Origin of the sequence: Methylobacterium thuringiense, from assembly GCF_022179645.1 — a bacterium.
GTDB lineage: Bacteria > Pseudomonadota > Alphaproteobacteria > Rhizobiales > Beijerinckiaceae > Methylobacterium > Methylobacterium thuringiense.
In genome coordinates, this window is the sequence record NZ_BPRA01000003.1 from 1 (window position 1) to 16046 (window position 16046).

At 68.9% G+C, this 16046-nt stretch carries 15 protein-coding genes; 5 read left to right on the forward strand and 10 right to left on the reverse strand.

The features are described from left to right. Window positions 1-158: 158 nt before the first annotated feature. Together MFF07_RS03370 and MFF07_RS03375 are read right to left on the reverse strand one after the other, a co-directional pair. Window positions 159-2039 (reverse strand): Hint domain-containing protein, encoded by a 1881-nt coding sequence (locus MFF07_RS03370; RefSeq protein ID WP_238230698.1) that lies wholly within the window; start codon window positions 2037-2039, stop codon window positions 159-161. Between the two features lie 27 nt (window positions 2040-2066). Then, entirely contained in the window at window positions 2067-2612 is a 546-nt protein-coding gene (locus MFF07_RS03375) for a toxin-activating lysine-acyltransferase (protein WP_238230700.1), read from the reverse strand. Between the two features lie 305 nt (window positions 2613-2917). Here MFF07_RS03375 and MFF07_RS03380 point away from each other — a divergent pair, with 305 nt between their 5' ends. Next, complete coding sequence (locus MFF07_RS03380) at window positions 2918-3904, forward strand: aKG-HExxH-type peptide beta-hydroxylase (RefSeq protein WP_238230703.1); 987 nt, start codon at window positions 2918-2920, stop codon at window positions 3902-3904. A 475-nt stretch (window positions 3905-4379) separates the two neighbouring features. Here MFF07_RS03380 and MFF07_RS03385 read toward each other — a convergent pair whose 3' ends face one another. After that, complete coding sequence (locus MFF07_RS03385) at window positions 4380-5912, reverse strand: malonate--CoA ligase (protein ID WP_147819326.1); 1533 nt, start codon at window positions 5910-5912, stop codon at window positions 4380-4382. A gap of 76 nt (window positions 5913-5988) precedes the next feature. Beyond that, the gene (locus tag MFF07_RS03390) at window positions 5989-6432 is read right to left on the reverse strand and encodes a hypothetical protein (protein WP_147819328.1); all 444 of its coding nucleotides are present in this window, start codon (window positions 6430-6432) and stop codon (window positions 5989-5991) included. 133 nt (window positions 6433-6565) lie between these two features. On the opposite strand from MFF07_RS03390, the gene MFF07_RS03395 reads away from it, so the two are divergent. Further along, entirely contained in the window at window positions 6566-7357 is a 792-nt protein-coding gene (locus MFF07_RS03395) for a collagen-like protein (RefSeq protein ID WP_147819330.1), read from the forward strand. Window positions 7358-7364: 7 nt separating this feature from the next. Here the strand turns inward: MFF07_RS03395 and MFF07_RS03400 are convergent, their stop codons facing one another. Continuing rightward, on the reverse strand, window positions 7365-8585 hold the full coding sequence (locus MFF07_RS03400; RefSeq protein WP_147819338.1) for a TIGR03862 family flavoprotein: 1221 nt from the start codon (window positions 8583-8585) through the stop codon (window positions 7365-7367). A gap of 203 nt (window positions 8586-8788) precedes the next feature. On the opposite strand from MFF07_RS03400, the gene MFF07_RS03405 reads away from it, so the two are divergent. Next, window positions 8789-9793 (forward strand): TerC family protein, encoded by a 1005-nt coding sequence (locus MFF07_RS03405; RefSeq protein ID WP_147819332.1) that lies wholly within the window; start codon window positions 8789-8791, stop codon window positions 9791-9793. Window positions 9794-9799: 6 nt separating this feature from the next. On the opposite strand, the gene MFF07_RS03410 is transcribed toward MFF07_RS03405, so the two are convergent. The 3 genes from MFF07_RS03410 to MFF07_RS03420 form a co-directional block, all read right to left on the reverse strand. Continuing rightward, window positions 9800-10555, reverse strand: coding sequence for an N-acetylmuramoyl-L-alanine amidase (locus MFF07_RS03410; protein WP_147819334.1), 756 nt, complete (start codon window positions 10553-10555; stop codon window positions 9800-9802). After that, the gene (locus tag MFF07_RS03415; protein WP_147819336.1) at window positions 10552-11277 is read right to left on the reverse strand and encodes a TerB family tellurite resistance protein; all 726 of its coding nucleotides are present in this window, start codon (window positions 11275-11277) and stop codon (window positions 10552-10554) included. The genes MFF07_RS03410 and MFF07_RS03415 overlap by 4 nt, the downstream gene beginning before the upstream one ends. Window positions 11278-11494: 217 nt before the next feature. Continuing rightward, entirely contained in the window at window positions 11495-11764 is a 270-nt protein-coding gene (locus MFF07_RS03420) for a YMGG-like glycine zipper-containing protein (protein ID WP_238230705.1), read from the reverse strand. A gap of 206 nt (window positions 11765-11970) precedes the next feature. Here MFF07_RS03420 and MFF07_RS03425 point away from each other — a divergent pair, with 206 nt between their 5' ends. After that, complete coding sequence (locus MFF07_RS03425; RefSeq protein ID WP_147820558.1) at window positions 11971-12576, forward strand: urease accessory protein UreE; 606 nt, start codon at window positions 11971-11973, stop codon at window positions 12574-12576. Between the two features lie 18 nt (window positions 12577-12594). On the opposite strand, the gene MFF07_RS03430 is transcribed toward MFF07_RS03425, so the two are convergent. Then, a complete protein-coding gene (locus tag MFF07_RS03430; protein ID WP_373322234.1) occupies window positions 12595-13293 on the reverse strand; it encodes a spermidine synthase in 699 nt (232 codons plus the stop codon). Window positions 13294-13507: 214 nt separating this feature from the next. On the opposite strand from MFF07_RS03430, the gene MFF07_RS03435 reads away from it, so the two are divergent. Further along, window positions 13508-13762 carry a hypothetical protein gene (locus MFF07_RS03435; RefSeq protein ID WP_147820556.1) on the forward strand — a complete coding sequence of 85 codons (255 nt, stop codon included), beginning with the start codon at window positions 13508-13510 and terminating at the stop codon, window positions 13760-13762. 110 nt (window positions 13763-13872) lie between these two features. Here the strand turns inward: MFF07_RS03435 and MFF07_RS03440 are convergent, their stop codons facing one another. Continuing rightward, a complete protein-coding gene (locus MFF07_RS03440) occupies window positions 13873-16029 on the reverse strand; it encodes a methyl-accepting chemotaxis protein (RefSeq protein WP_147820555.1) in 2157 nt (718 codons plus the stop codon). Between the last annotated feature and the right edge of the window lie 17 nt (window positions 16030-16046).

The following is a 16046-nucleotide window of genomic DNA, read 5'->3' on the forward strand; positions in this document are numbered from 1 at the left end:
TTTGACACGGCCTGGACCCTTTGCAGAAGCCGGGAACGTCCGCTTACACGCTGGTCGGGTTGGTAGGTGTCATACGGCCAATACGATTTGCTTTTTGCTCCAAAGCCCGGCCCCAGCTGATCTTTCGGGCCGGGGCTGGGCAAGTCAACGAAGCAGTATTAGGCGACGAGGCTCAGACGCGGCGCCTCGTGCTCGGCCGGTTCGACGACAGCGGCCTGAGGCGCGACCCAGCGCGGCAGGGCCGGCCGCACCAAGTCGAGGCGCAGGAATACCGTGCCGCGGCAGCCGGCGAACAGCTTGGCCGGCAGCCGCGAACGGCCCGCCGTCCAGCGACGCACGCCATCCTCGCAGTCATGGAAGCCAACACACAGCAGGGGATCGTCGAGCGCGACAGAGCGCTTCTCGCCGACGCCGTCGTCGATCGTGATGCCCTGGATGCAGAGACCGAGTTGGCGCGGATCCCGGTTGTTCGAGATCTGGCTAGGCGCGCTGGTCTCAGAGATCAGCCAGACGTCCTTGGCTTCGGCCGGCAGCACGAAGCGGGCGGTGAGGCCGTGCGTGTCGGCCTCGACCCGCACGCCGTCGACCATCAGGTGCATGTCCGCCCAGGGCGCGTCGTCGAGCCGCCAGCCGCGCTGCTCGGCGCGGGCCTGGACCTGCGCGCGGACCGCATCGAGCACGACGCCGTCGGCGACGTAAGGCCGGCAGAAATCGGCATGGGTGCGCGCGGCGGCGTTGACATCCGGCGTCGCGCCGAGGTCGACTACGCTGCTCTCGGCGAAGAAACCGCGGTTGCCCATGTCGAGATAGCTTTCGGCCAGCTGGCCCTCGGCGATCAGGATGTCGTGGCTTTCGAGTTCGATATGCCAGTAGGTCACCGTCTCGACGTCCTGCTGCGTGATCGTTGTGCCGTTCACCAGCGCGGAGGCCGGAATCAGCACCTCACCGAGCACGTCGAGGCAGATGGAATGGCCGGGCGAGACGACGAGATCGCGCGCAGGGCGGTTCTCCCCGAAGGCGCCGGCACTGATGCGCACGGGCAGGATGTCCTGCGGCGCCGGATGGCTGCGGCAATCGCTCGTGCGGTGACCGATCCAGCGGATCGGGCGATAGGCGCCGGAGGCCGTCGCGGCGAGGTCGCCAACGGTGAGGTTCTCGACGGCAACTTCGCCGGCAGCCGTCAGAATTCGCGTGCCGGAGGCGTAGCAGACCGCGGCATCTCGAACGGTCTGACTGTTCGAATCCTGATCGCCCGTACCAGCCAGGCCCGCCTCCGGGGAGGCTAGGCTAGCGGCGCCACCTGATCCGGCGAAACCGCTGTTGTTGCTAAACACAAGGTTGCTCGCGGCCACCGTGACGCGGGATTCGACGTAGACGGCACCCGCCGCGTTGCCGCCATTCCCAGCCGCCTTGTCCGGATCGCCGGAACTCGTATCTTGGGCGTCATTGCCGCGGCCGCCGACGGCGGTGTTGTTCGAGAACGTAATATTCTCAAGAACGAGGCTGCCGGACGCGGCACGAATGGCACCACCAGCGCTCCCGCCGGTTGTACCACCGATACTCGGCACACCCTCGGCCTTACCGTTGGTAAGATTGAGGCCTCGTAGAGTAACCGTGTCTTCTTGATTCGCACGAACGTTGAAAATTCCGGCCGTGGGCTGACTGGAATTGGGATTCGTGGCAGCGGTGCCGCTGATCGTGATGCTGCTGTTGCCGATCGCACCATTGATGGTGACGCCTTCGGTGATGCTCAGATTTCCCTCGAGCTGGATCGTCTGCCCTGCGAGAGATGGGTCGAAATTAATGACGAGGCCGTCCACCTGATTCTGCAGCGCCTCGCGCAGCGTGCCCTGCCCCGTATCTGCGGTCGAGATGACCGTCCTAGTGGGAGCAAGCGTGCCGACGAAGGCCTGTTTAGCGCGCGGCACGCCATCGCCTGCCCATTCCGAGGTATCGAAGCCCAGGAGTGGGCCAGACGCGAGAGCGGTGCGCATCGCCAACATGGCGGTCGCATCCTGAGCCGTCGAAGCCTTGGTCATCGTGTCCTCGATCGCGCGTGATGGCGTTCAATGATTGTAGAGGGGCGCATCCTGCGTAGCTGCGCTCAAGGCAGCCTCGACATTGCGCTCTAAGTGGCCGGTGACGAATTCGTTGACTGCGATGCGGACGACCCGTCGGCGCCCATCATCGTAAACACGGCGGAAGTAGATCGTTTTCTTATCGCGGGCGCCCGCGCGGACGGCATCGACCAGGAAGCGATGGACCGCGGGCGTATCGGCAATCCAGGTATTCATGATGAGGCAGTCGCCTTCGCGGCATTCGGCATCGGAGAGTTCGACACCCTGATCTGCCCAGGCTTCAGCCTTGGCTTCCGGCGTCATCGCCCAGCCTGCGTATCCCACGACCTTGTCGGTGTTGTCCGTGACGAAGGCATAGTGCCCACGGCCCACCTGGTTGCAGATTGCGGAGCTCCAGGAACCAAACGGCAATTCGGCGTAAGCCGTGCGACCCGACATAAATCGCACGGCAAGCCCAACCGCCGTGTTGGCGTCCGGGAGCTGGACCAGCTTGAGGTCAGATGAGATCGCAGCGTCAGCCATGGTCTCGATCAAAGGCCAGGACTCGAGCGGGCGTCAATCCCGACTACACACATGGCATCCACGGAATATTGTAGTTTTATACTATGTGCCGTAAATGCAACATTATAGAACAATCGGCTTGGCCTAGAAGTGGTGGGGCCGTCTTTGAGTCTATCATTGGCTGACGAATGAGTCATTGACCGAGCGTCCCAGAGTCACGCCGTACGAAATTTTTCCGATTTCTGGGGCATTCGCCTTTCGGCAAGGAGGGACATTCGAGGCTGGTCTCCGAGCCCGGGCGCGTTCAAGCTCGTCGGATCCGTTGAACGAGTCAGACCGTGGATCCCTTCGCTTTCCGACCCGATGTCACGCGCACGGCTGCCATGGACGGTGCGATCCGGCGCGCGCTGGACGACAGCGTCGCCCGCGTGCTGGATGAGGCGGCACGACACGACCTCCTGGGCGACGGGGCGGACCGGGCGGCGTGGCACGAGGCTCTGCTCGCCACACGCGGGGCACCGCCGCAGCTCTGGGCCTGCTACCATGACCTCGTCCAGGCGATCCTGCGCGGAGATGCGGACGCGGTGCCCGCACTAGCGGCCGACCTCCTCGCGCGCCGGCCCGACCGCGCGGGACAACCCGGCACGATCGTGACCATCTCGGACGCAGATCTCGGGCGCGATGACGCGTTCCGCTATCGAGCTGTCATCGATAGCGACCCGGGGCGGCCGCTCAATCTGCAGCCGGTCGAGGTGGATGAAGTCCGCCGCATTCAGGCGCTGGTCGATGCCGGGCGCGCCTTGCTTGATCGCACTGACCCTGCGCTGCTCGACGAAATCGATACGCTCGGCCATCAGATCGTGCTCGCCACCAACGCCAGCGGTGGCTTCGGCGGTGCGGCCACCGTGTTTCTTTGGGGGGCGGTGATCCTCAACCCCGACCGCGTGCCCGACCGGGTGACACTGGTCGAAAGCCTTGCCCATGAGACTGCGCATGCCCTGTTGTTCGGAATGACGCTCGGTGCCGACCTGACTACAAACGATCCGAGCGAGCGCTACGGGTCGCCCCTGCGGCCTGATCCGCGCCCGATCGAAGGCATCGTCCACGCAACCTACGTGCTGGCGCGGATGAACTATTGCCTGGAGCGATTGCGCGAACACCCGGAGCTATCTCCAGCAGAGAGAGCGTCGGTCGCTACGAAGATCGCGCGCAATACGGCGAGCTACGCGGCGGGACTGGAGACGGTCGTGGCGCATGCCCGCTTCACGCCGGACGGCGCAGCTATCTTCGCAGCTTGCCGGGAGGCAATGGCCGGCAACCATTGACGAATGTTGGCCGCATCACGCGGCGTTGGTAGCGGCGCAACAGCCGAGTTGAGTCGGAGGCGGAACGTCCGCTTCGGGGCGAAAACCCAGTTTCCGCACCCCACCCCAAGCCGAGATTACCAGAGAGCCGACGAATGGCCGCTTTCGAGAGGTCAGGGTGGTCTTCTGTATCCTCGATGGGATCGAAAGCAGCCTGTCGAGCGAGCCCATTTCGAACTGAAACATGACGCATGGCGCAGCGAACCATAGCGGTACGACTAAATTCTTAGTGCATAGGAATAATAGCAGACAAGCGTCACGCCGTCAACCCTTTCGCGACGGCCTTGGCGCGCGCGAGCCGAAGCGGAACCGTTCGATGGCGTTCCGGTCCGTGGGACGGCCCGGGACAGGCGGGACGTCCGTCCCGAATGTCCGGTTTGCCGAACGGACGTGTCGGTCCACGGCGGCCGGTCGCGTCGACCGGCAAAAGGCCGTGTCACGCCGGTTCGGCGTCCGCGTACAACGCCGCGTGGCTATCCCGCAAAACGTTCTTCTGCACCTTGCCCATGGCGTTGCGCGGCAGGTCGTCGGCGAAGAGGACGCGCTTGGGCTGCTTGAAGCGGGCGAGACGGCCTTCGAGGGCCTGAAGGATCGCGCGCTCGTCGCGCGCCTCCGGGCCGGCGACGACGATGGCGGTGACGCCCTCGCCGAAATCGGCATGGGGCAGGCCGATCACCGCGGACTCGACCACGCCCGGCAGCGCATCGATCTCGGACTCGATCTCCTTCGGGTAGACGTTGTAGCCGCCGGTGATGATCAGGTCCTTGCCGCGCCCGACGATGTGGACGTAGCCGCGGGCGTCGACCTTGCCGAGATCGCCGGTGATGAAGAAACCGTCGGCCCTGAACTCGGCCATCGTCTTCTCGGGCATGCGCCAGTAGCCCTTGAAGACGTTCGGGCCCTTCACCTCGATCATGCCGACCTCGCCGCACGGTAGCGGTGTGCCGGTTTCGGGATCGACCACGCGCAAGGCCACGTCCGGCAGCGGGAAGCCCACGGTGCCGGCGATGCGCTCGCCATCGTAGGGGTTCGAGGTGTTCATATTCGTCTCGGTCATGCCGTAGCGCTCGAGGATCGCGTGGCCCGTGCGCGTGGCCCAGTCGCGATGCGTCTCGGCGAGTAGCGGTGCCGAGCCCGAGACGAACAGGCGCATGTGCCGGGTCGCCTCCCGCGTCAGGCCGGGCTCCTTGAGGAGGCGCGTGTAGAAGGTCGGCACGCCCATCATCGCGGTCGCCCGCGGCATCACCGACAGGATCTGCTTCGCATCGAGTTTCGGCAGCCAGAGCATCGTCGCACCGGCGACGAGCGCGACGTTGGTCGCCACGAAGAGGCCGTGGGTGTGAAACACCGGCAGCGCGTGGATCAGCACGTCGTCGGCGGTGAAGTGCCAGACCTCGGCCAGTGTCAGGGCGTTCGAGGCCAGGTTGGCGTGGCTCAGCATCGCGCCCTTGGAGCGCCCCGTGGTGCCGGAGGTGTAGAGGATCGCGGCGAGGTCGTCGGCCTTGCGCGCCACGTCGGCGAAGTCGGTTGCGGCCGCATCGGCCGCCTCGCTCAGGCTGCCGCGGCCGTCGGCGCCGAGGGTGAGCAGCTTCGCGACGCCTGCCTCGCGCGCGACCAGGCCGAGGGTGTCGGCGCGGCCGGGATCGCAGATGAAGACCGTGGGCTCGGCGTCGCCGAGGAAGTAGGCGATCTCGCGCTCGGTATAGGCGGTGTTCAGCGGCAGGAAGACTGCCCCCGCCCGCACGGCACCGAGAAACAGAAAAACGACCTCCGGGCTCTTCTCGACCTGCGCCGCCACCCGGTCGCCGGGACGCACGCCCCGCGCGACGAGTGCCGAGGCATAGGCGGCCGAGCGCGCGATCAGGTCGGCATAGCTGTGGCGGGTGCCGTCGGGCGTCGCGATGACGGTCTTTTGGGCCGGCTCCGGCGGCAAATGCGCCCGCACGAGGTCGAAGAGGTGATTGGCCATGGGCGTGTCGCCGGCGTTTCAGGTCCCGCCGACCGGCTTGGCGCGGTTCTCCGCCGCGTTCAAGTCTCGCGAAAGGTCAGCCCGGCGGGATGCGGCCGACGGAGCAGAGCGTGCGCAGCGACGACGAGCCCGGATCGGCGTAGCAACTCGCCGACCAGCCGCTCTGCTGGATGAAGGATTTGCGCCGCTCGCGGAGCGCCGTCTCGTAGGCGCGCACCAGGGCGGCCTCGACGGTGGCCGGCGGCACGCCGATCGCGAGACCACCGGCGATCGACAGATCGCGATAATAGGCGGCAGACGGGCTCGGCTCGGAGGAGGCGACCTGGACGATCGGCTCGGCCCGGCAGGTTATGTCGATCTTGAGCCCGCTGGCGGCCTTCACGTCGACGCTCGGTCCGACCCGCCGCCCGACCTTCTTGGCGCCGGTCGCCTGGGCGATCTGCCCGACGAGGGCGTCGCATTCGTCGGCCCGGGCGACGGTCGACAGGAGAAGGAGGCAGGCGAGGGCAGTGCGGATCATGCCCGCACTCTTTACGCAGGCCCAGCCCGAAGTCGAGGCCGTTTCGTCGGGCTCCCGACCCCGCGCTGCAGGCTTGACCCGGGCGCGAGCCGAGCCGCAGGTGCGGTCCCATTGGGGTGAGGGATTCGATGCCATGATCGACCGCGTGGTTGCAGCCCTGGCGCTGGTGCTCCTGGCGGGATCTCCCGCCCTCGCTCAGCAGCCGTCGGCACAGGCGCTCCAGGCCCAGCCGGCCGCGTCGCCTCCGAAATCTCGCGCTCGCCGGCCGCAGCAGCCGGCGCAGCCGATCATGGTCTATGACGCCCGCATCGAGGCGGGGGACCTGCGCATCTCCGGAAGCGTTCGCAAGGGCGGCCTCGTCGTCGTGCTCGACGACGAGATCTCTGCGGCCGCCGACAGCCGCGGCCGCTTCGTCTTCAAGCTGCCCTATCGCCCGCGGACATGCGTCGCGGCGCTGAAGGTCGAAGAGGACGAGCGCGAGGCGGTCATCGCCAATTGCGCCCCTGAGGGCGAGGCGGGCTCGAAGGGCGAGCCGGGGCCGACCGGGCCGCAAGGCATGGCCGGGATTCAGGGGCCGCCCGGCCCACAGGGCGCCGAAGGAGCGCCGGGGCTAGCCGGTGCGTCGGGTGTGAAAGGCGATCCCGGTCCCAAGGGGGATCCCGGTTCCAAAGGTGACGCCGGTCCCAAAGGTGAGACAGGCGCGCAGGGTACGGCCGACCCCCCGGCCGCGTCCCTTCGTGCACTGCGGTCCGGCGCCTGCCCCGAGACGGGCTGCGAGCTCGCTTGCGACAGCGGCGAGGTGCTGGTCTCGGCCTATTGTCTCGGCAGGGGCAGCCCGACCTACCGAGCGGGCACTGGCGGTTCTGCCACTGCCGCCTGCCCGGCGGGCGGCGAGGGCATGGCGGCGTTTTGCACCAAGCCCTGATGCCGGTTCAGCCGCCGGTCTCGCGCAGCCAGCCGATCATCCCGGTCGCGGCGGCGCGCCCGCCGGCGAAGGCCGCCTGGAGGAGATAGCCGCCGGTCGGCGCCTCCCAGTCGAGCATCTCGCCGGCCACGAAGGTTCCGGGATGCGCCTGCAGCATGAAGCGCCCGTCGAGCCCGTCGAAGGAGACGCCGCCGGCCGTCGAGATGGCGCGCGCGATCGGTCTCGGCGCCAGGAACCGAAGGGGCGCAGCCTTGATCATCGCCGCGAGTGCTTCGGGAGCGTCCGGCAGCTGCAGACCGTGCGCCTCGCGCAGAAGCCCGGCGGCGACTGGGCTCAGTCCGGCGGCCTTCCGCAGCCGCGTCGCCAGAGACGCGCCGGGCTTCGGATCGCCGAGACGGCGGGCGAGGGTTGCGGCGTCGAGGTCGGGGCGCAGGTCGAGAACGAGCTTCGCCCCGTCGCCCGCGCTGATCGCCTCGCGGATGTGTCGCGAGAGCGCGTAGACCGCGCCACCCTCGATGCCCTCGGCGGTGATCACCGCTTCGCCGCGCACCTCCTGGTCGCCGAGCCTCAGGCCGATGCGCTTGACCGGCTCCCCGGCGAAGCGCCCCGAAAAGTGCTCCGACCAAGCCACCGAGAATCCGACATTGGCGGCCTTCAGGGGTGCGACCGCTACGCCGCGGCCTTCGAGCAGCCCGACCCAGGCCCCGTCCGAACCGAGCCGTGGCCAACTCGCGCCGCCGAGGGCGAGGAGGCAGGCGCGCGGTCGAATCGTGACCGCGCCTTCGGGCGCCTCGAAGGTCAACGCTGTTCCGTCCCAAGCCGTCAGACGATGGCGTGTGCGGATCGCGACGCCGAGCGTGGCGAGCCGCACGAGCCAGGCCCGCAGCAGCGGTGAGGCCTTGAAGCTCTTCGGAAACACCCGGCCGCTCGATCCGACGAAGGTCGGCTGACCGAGGTTTTCGCACCAGGCGCGCAAGGCCTCGGGCGGAAAAGACTCGACGGCGGAGCGCAGGGAAGCGTGCTGCGGATGGTAGCGGTCGAGAAAGGCCGGCAGCGGCTCGGAATGCGTGAGGTTCAGCCCGCCCCGCCCGGCGATCAGCAGCTTACGCCCGACCGACGGCATCCGCTCGTAGACCGTCACGCGGTGTCCCGCTTCGGCCAGCACTTCGGCCGCCGCTAGCCCAGTCGGACCGCCGCCGACCACTGCGATGCTCTCGTCTCGTTCCATCGCAGCGGCAGGCCGCGGCAAGGGGGTGGCTGTCAAGCCATGGCTCGGCGTTCCCTCCCGCGGGGCGCTGCCCTTGATTCGCCGAACTTCGCTCGCTACGTCGCGGCCATCGGCTGCGGGCCCCTCTGGCGGGACGCCTTCTCAGGCTTCCGTGATGTCGGAGCCGATGCTCTCTTCAGTGAAGCAGTGGGCTCCGCGCAACGATGGATTTTCTGTACGCTCAATGGCTCGGCCAGCCGGTCTGGATGTGGCTCGGCTTCCACGTCCTTGTCCTGAGCCTGATGGCCTTCGATCTCGGCCTGCTCCACCGCGACAAGGGTCGCGTGATCGGGGTGAAGGAGAGCCTGACCCTCACCGCCTGCTATCTCGTCCTCGGCCTCGCCTTCGGCGGATGGGTCTGGTGGTACATGGGCCGGACGGCGGGCGAGGAGTTCGTGACCGGATTGGTCATCGAATACTCGCTGTCGATGGACAACGTCTTCGTGATCGCGGTGATCCTGACGGCGCTCGGCGTGCCGCGCTCGGCCCAGCACCGCGTGCTCGTCTGGGGCATCCTCGCCGCCGTGCTGCTGCGCGGTCTGATGATCGGGCTCGGCGCGGCGCTGGTCGAGCAGGCGCATTGGGTGCTGTCGCTGTTCGCCGCCTTCCTGATCTATGCTGGGCTCAAGATGCTCTTCTCCAAGGAGGAGAGCGAGACAGACATCGAGAACAGCGCCTCGCTGCGCTTCCTGCGCAAGCACCTGCGCATCACCAAGGAGCCGGACGGCCAGCGCTTCGTCACGCGCAAGCCTCATCCCAAGACCGGCAAGCTCGTCCTGTGGCTGACGCCGCTCGCACTGGCGTTGACGGCCGTCAACATCGCCGACGTCATCTTCGCCGTCGACAGCGTGCCGGCGATCTTCGCGATCACCACCAACCCGTTCATCGTCTACACGTCGAACATCTTCGCCATCCTCGGCCTGCGCTCGCTCTATTTCGCGCTCGCGGCGATGGTCGACCGCTTCGCCTATCTCAAGACGGCGCTCGCCTTCATCCTGATCTTCATCGGCGCGAAGATCGTGATCGCGGACACGCTGGGCCTCGTCGACCTGCCGCCCTGGGTATCGCTCGCGGTGACGCTGGCGCTGCTGACGGTGGGCGTCGTCTACAGCCTGTGGCGGACGCGGGGTGTCGCGAGCGAGCCGAAAGAAGCGACGCACCGGGCCTGAGGAGGCTCAGCCCGCCGGCTGCGCTGCGATCAGGTCCCGCAGGGTGGTGATCGTCGAGGCATCGGCGACGCCGTCGACCCGCGCTTGCCGGAAATGCCGCTGGAAGGCCGTCACCACCGCCAGCGTGCGGGCATCGAATACGCCCGTCACCGGCTGATCGTAGCCGTAGAGCGCGAACATCGCCTGCAGGGCTTCGATGGGCTCGCCGCTGTCGCCCGGTGCGAAGAAGCGGCCGTCGCGGATCGGGGCCGGCGGGACGCGATGGCCGATGCCGGCCGCCGCGAGGCGATCCCACGGAAAATTCTCGCCGGGGTCTTCCTTGCGTTCCGGCGCCACGTCGGAATGGGCGAGGACGCGCACGGCGGGAATCGCATGGCGGTCGAGGATGTCGCGCGAGAGCGCAACGACCGCGTCGATCTGCGCGTCGGGATAGGGCGGCAGGCCGCCGACATGGCCGGGATGGGCGATCTCGATGCCGATCGAGCGCGAGTTGATGTCGCGCTCAGGCCCCCAGCAGCCGAGGCCTGCATGCCAGGCGCGGCGGCGCTCCGGCACCAGCTGCACGATGCGGCCGTCCTCGAACACGAAGTAATGCGCCGAGACCTGCGCCGCGGCGTCGCAAAGCCGCTCCAGGGCGACCTCGGCGGTCGCCATGCCGGTGTAGTGCAGGATCAGCATGTCCGGCGGGCCGCCGGCCCGTTCGCCGTGGTTCGGCGAGGGCGCGACGCGCGCGACGAGCGGGCTGTCGGCCGAAAAACTCACTTCAGGCCCCGCTCCGCCGCGATCCGGTCCCAGGCGGCGTTGATCGCGGCGAGCCGGCGCGTGGCGATCGCGACCGCTTCCGGTGGCAGGCCGCGGGCGATGGCGCGGTCGGGGTGGTTTTCGATGACGAGCGCCCGCTGCCGCGCCTTCAACGCCGCGTCGTCGGTCTCGCGGTCGAGGCCGAGCACCAGGTACGGGTCGTCGGCGAGCCGGACGTGGCGGGCGGCGAGGCGCGCGAAGGCGGCGTCGTCGAGGCCGAAGATGCGGGCCACGGAGCGCAGGTAGCGCTCCTCGTTCTCGTGGATCGCCCCGTCCGCCTTGGCGATGTGGAACAGCCCGTCGAGCACGTCCTCCAGCAGCGCCGGCTCGTCGTGAAACGTGCTGGCGAGCTGTCCGGCGTAGCCCTCGAACCCGTCGGTCGTCGCTTTAGCGAGGTCGAACAGGCGCTCGACGCCGGCCCGCGCCCCCGGCTCGACCTCGACCACCTGCCCGAAGGCCTCGACCTCCGCCGGCGTCACCACGCCGTCGGATTTCGCCATCTTGGCGGCCAGCGCCACGAGGCCGGTGGTGAAGACCACGTCGCGCGGCGTCGCGCCGAAGGGCGCGCCCTCGCGGTCGACCAGGAAATGCCCGGCGACCGAGCCGGCGAGTGCCCCGATCGGGCCGCCGACGAGGGCGCCGAGGCCCGCGCCGCCGATCTTGCCCCAGATGCCGAGGCTCATCGGGCGGGGCTTCTGTGCGGCACGGCGGCGGGCCGGGGGCGGGGAGAATGGAGCACGGGCATTCGCTGGACGGCACGGTTCGGGGCCGGTTGCTAAAGCCGAATGCCGGGCCGGGCGCAAGCCGAATGCCCGGCTGGCCGCTCCTCCCCCTACGAAGAAGGCCGGAGCGTATGCCCCGGCCTTCTCCAGTTCCGACAACGGTTTAGCGTCGGTGGTGTCAGCGGCAGTACACGTCGCCGTAGGCGTCGCGATAGGTGCCGTAGGGGCAGCGCGGGGCGGTGGCCGCACCGCCGATGGCGCCGGCAGCGCCGCCGATGGCCGCACCCGCGAGCGCGCCGCCGGCGCGGCCCGTGGCCAAGCCGCCGACCGCAGCACCCAGGCCGGCGCCGAGGGCGCCGCCGCCCAGCGCGCGTTCGCCGGGGGTGTTGCAGGCGCCGACGGAGAGCGCCAGGGTGCAGGCCAGGATGGCCGCTGTGATCTTCTTCATGGTCGTACGACTCCCTTGTGCATCGGCCCGCCCGGCCGTTTTCGCCGTGGCGTACCTCGAGGCCGTCACCGGCCTTCTCACGCAGGCAGGTCACGCGATACGGTCAAGATTGGGGCAGCGGGCGCGCGGGGCATGACATTTCCCGCGCGACGCGCCATCTGACGCCCAAGCTGTTGCGCAAACACACCGAAATCGTCGAGGATCCGATGTCGAAAGCCACCCTGATCGTCCGCAAGGCCGCCGTCCGGCCGGAGCAGGTCGTCGACGCCGTGGTGCTCGACCATGCCGCGCGGAAAGCTGCGACGGGCCGGCTAAGTGCCTCGGGCGGAACGGTTTTCGACCTCGCCCTGGAGAAGACCGTGCAGGTCGAGGACGGCGACGCCTTCCGCCTCGACGACGGCCGGCTCGTCGCGGTGAAGGCGGCGGAGGAGGCGCTGCTCGAAGTGCGCGCCGGCAATCCGGCGCGGCTGGTCCGCCTCGCCTGGCAGCTCGGCGGCAGCCACGTGCCGGCGGAGGTCGGCCCCGATGTCCTCTATGTGCCTGAGAGCGCGGCGGAATTGGTGCGCGGTTCGGGCTGCTCTGCGAGCCCTGTCACCCGCGCCTTCAAGCCCGAGAAGGAGGCCCACGACCACAGCACCTGCGGGCACGACCACAGCCACGATCACGCGCATCACCACCACGACCACGGGCAAGCCCACGATGCTGCCCTGGATAGTCACGGCCATCGCCATGATGCACACGGGCATGCGCATCACGGCCACCATGAGCCGCACGATCACGATCACGCCGGGCACGACCACCACGACCACTGAAGCGCGAAAAGGGGCGTCTCAGGCCGCGTTCGGGTCCTCGATCCGCGTCGCGATCCACAGGACGTGCCGCCGCCCGTCTGTGATGTTGGAGCGGATGCGGATCTCCTCCACCGCGAAACCCGTGCGGCGCAGCCGGGCCTTGAACTTGCGGTCGGGGTGCCCCGACCAGACGGCGAGGATGCCGCCGGGCCGCAGCGCCCAGCGGGCGCGCTTGAGGCCCCATGCGTCGTAGAGGCGGTCGTTCTGCCGCCGGGTCGCGCCCTCCGGGCCGTTGTCGACGTCGAGCAGGATCGCATCGTAGGCGGCGGGCGCGGCCTGGATCACGCGGTTGACGTCCTCGACCCGGATCTCGACGCGCGAATCGTCCAGGCTGCCGCCGAAGAGATGCGCCAGCGGGCCGCGCGCCCAGGCCGCGACGGAGGGCACCAGCTCGGCGACGACGACGCTCGCCTGCGGCCCGAGCCCTTCGAGGGCGGCGCCGAGGGTGAAGCCCATGCCGAGCCCGCCGATGAGCATGCGGGCCTCCGGCCTGTCGCGCAGATGGTCGCAGGCGATCGTCGCCAGCGCCCGCTCGGAGGCGCAGAACAGGTCGCTCATCAGCTCGCACTTGCCCACCATGATGGTGAAGCCGTCGCTGCGCCGCATCAGCCGCATGGTGTCGGGCGTGCCCGGCACCGCGCCGACGTCGATTTCGGTCCAGGCGGTCGTGTCGGGCATGGGCAATTCGGAGCGAGTTTGAAGCGTGGCCGGGCGTGACTAGCAGACCCGGTGTCCTCCGGGGTAGGCGGCGGCGGCGGGCGGCGCTATGCAGGCGCCCGAAGCGAGGCCCGGATCCGGTCCGGTCCCTCGCGCTCTCAGGTCCTTCAGGACGTCCCAGTGTCGCCGGCCCCTTTTCGTGGCCGCGACCGATCGTACGAGTCACACCCCCACCATGGCCAAGCGCGTGAAGTCGAAGCCGCAGGAGCGCGGGTTCGTTCTGTTCGATGTCGTCTTCGAGGATGGCAGCCTCGCCTCCAACCGCCGCATCCCGATGGAAATCCTCGGCGGCCTCGACGGCGACGAGCCGGCGCGCACCATGATCGAGGAGCAGGAAGCCGAGATCGCCGAGAAGGCCGGGCGTCCGCCGCGCGTGATCCAGAACCTCAGCCGCACCCCGGCCCGCGAGCGCGAGCCGAAGCTGGTCTGATCCGGTTCACGATCCCGAGAGGCGTCGCGGTCCACGCGACCGCCTCTCGCCCGTGCCGCGTCGCCAGAATCTCTCACGGATCCCGGCGAGAACGGCGCAGACAGTCGGCTTCAAGCCGCCCGCACGTTGGCCAGAAACTGCTCGACCTCCGATCGAAGCTGGCCGGACTGGAGCGCGAGCTGGTCCGATGCCTGGGCGACGGACGCGGCGGCGGATCCGGCCTCGTCCGCAACCCGAGCGACCTCGGCGATGTCGGTCGTCATCTCACTCGTGCCGTTCGAGGCCTGGACCATGCTTCGGACGATTTCCTGCGTGGTGGCACCCTGCTCCTCGACCGCGGCGGCGATGCTGGTCGTGACGCGGTTCATGGCTTCGATCTGCGCGGTGATGTCCCGGATGGCATCGGAGGTCCCATGCGTCGCGGTCTGGATGGCGGCGACCTGTCGGGCGATCTCGTCCGTCGCGCGGGTCGTCTGACCGGCGAGTTCCTTGACCTCGGCGGCGACGACGGCGAAGCCCCGGCCCGCATCGCCGGCACGCGCGGCCTCGATCGTCGCGTTCAGGGCCAGCAGGTTGGTCTGGCCGGCGATGGTCGAGACCAGGCCGACGACGTCGCCGATGCGGGTCGCAGCCGTCGCCAGGGCGGCCATCGTCTGCTCGGTGCTCAGGGCGCCCTGGACGGCGCTCGCCGACAGACCGGCGGCCTGCTCGACCTGCCGTCCGATCTCCTGGACCGTCGTCCCGAGTTCCTCGGCCGCGGATGCGACCGCGTTCACGTTGCCGGCGGTCTGATGCGCTGCGCTGGCGACGTTCGTCGAGCGCTGCGACGTCTCCTCGACCGCCGAGCCCATGATGCCGGAGGAGGATTGCAGCCCCTCGACCGCGCCGGTGAGCTCTCCGACGATGCCGCCCACGGTCTCTTCGAACCGATCCGCGAGGTCGCGCAGCATGGTGCGACGGGCCTGCTCCTCGCGAAGGCGGACGGCCTCCGTCGTCTGCAATTGCTGCGCGGCGTCCTCCAGCGAGACGTCGCGGATGGTCACGACCGCCCGGGCGATGTCGCCGATCTCGTCCCGGCGGCGGCTTCCCGGCACCTCCGCCACGGTTTCGCGGGCGGCGAGGGATGCGAGCGCCCGCGTCAACGCCCCGAGGGGACGGACGATCGAGCGGGCCAGCAGCAGCCCGAGCACGGCCGTACCGAACAGGATGCACAGGCCGATCATGGTCAGGGTCCGCGACAGCGTCTCCACCGCGCTGACGGCCTCGCCCTGGCTCTGCTCGGCCACGATGGTCCAGGACGCGCCCAGCACGCTGACCGGCGACGTGGCGGCCAGGTGCGGGCCGTCGGGTGCGGCGTAGGCGAAGCTGGCGCCGCCCGTGATCTGCGAGGCGCGCATGCCGAGCGTGGTCAGGGGTGCGCCGGCCTTCGTGCCCTCGTCCAAGGGCGGGTTGCTGCGCAGGAGCCCATCGGCCCCGGTAGCGAGGACCTGGCCCGTCTCGCCGAGGCCGGCACGCTTCGACAGGGTCTGGTCGAAGAGGGCCGGCGTGACGCGCAACACGATGAACCCGATGCGCTCGGCCGCCTGGGCCGTCCCCATGGCGACGTTCGCGCGCTTGGTCATCGGCATGCCGATGAAGGCGGACGGCCCGGTCCCCACCGGATAGGCCGCGAAATCCTCGAACAGGTCCGAATCCGTGGCTGCGGCCTTCAGGCGCGCGACGAGACGGGCGAGGCCGGTCCCCTGCAGGGCGGGGTCGGCCACGGATTTCCCGAAATCCTCGTCCTTGGTCGTCGTGTAGACGATGCGGCCGTTCTCATCGAGGAACATCAGGTCGGCATATCCGACCTGCCCGATCATCTTGCGCGCCATGTCCTGCACCTTGGCATGCCGGCGCCCGTACATGGTCCCGGTCGTGCCCAGGTCGAACGCGATCCTGGCCTCCGGGGTCGTCAGGGCCCGCAACGCGTCGACGATCTTGGCGGAGTCGGGCTTGGCCGGATCGAGATTTTCGATGAGATCCGGAAAATTCGATGCAATCTGCGGATGGATGGCCGTCGCCAGGAAATCGGCGCGCAGACGGTCCGCGACGAGCTCGATCCCGTCCTTGCGCAAGGTCGCCGCCAGTTGAAGCCGCTCGTCGGCGGCCGCGACGAGCCCGCTCTTGGCCGAATACCAGCTGAACCCGCCCATGGCCGTGGCACTCAACAGGGCCAGCCCGATCGTGGCCGCAGGAAGACGCACACTCAGCTTGGAAAGAAAAGTCATGTCTGTTCTCAGATGTT